Source organism: Mesorhizobium sp. M8A.F.Ca.ET.207.01.1.1 (genome assembly GCF_004794715.1).
Taxonomy (GTDB): Bacteria; Pseudomonadota; Alphaproteobacteria; order Rhizobiales; family Rhizobiaceae; genus Mesorhizobium.
Genome location: NZ_SRUS01000420.1, coordinates 1 through 313, shown reverse-complemented (window position 1 = coordinate 313; position 313 = coordinate 1). Strand labels below are relative to the sequence as shown.

Here is a 313-nt window from a genome sequence, read left to right as displayed (position 1 = left end):
GAAAACTTCCTGTTCCACTACAACTTCCCTCCGTTCTCGGTGGGTGAGTGCGGCCGCATGATGGGCCCGAAGCGCCGCGAAATCGGCCACGGTCGCCTGGCCAAGCGTGGCGTGCTGGCTGTCATGCCGTCGCTGGAATCGTTCCCGTACACCATCCGCGTCGTCTCGGAAATCACCGAGTCGAACGGTTCTTCGTCGATGGCGTCGGTCTGCGGCTCGTCGCTGGCCCTGATGGACGCCGGCGTGCCGGTGAAGGCGCCGGTGGCCGGTATCGCCATGGGCCTGGTCAAGGAAGGCGAGCGCTTCGTCGTCC

At 65.5% G+C, this 313-nt stretch carries 1 pseudogene; it reads left to right on the top strand.

Going from position 1 to position 313, the window contains the following annotated elements:
• A pseudogene (locus EN850_RS35185) lies at positions 1–313 on the top strand (polyribonucleotide nucleotidyltransferase); the annotation flags it as partial.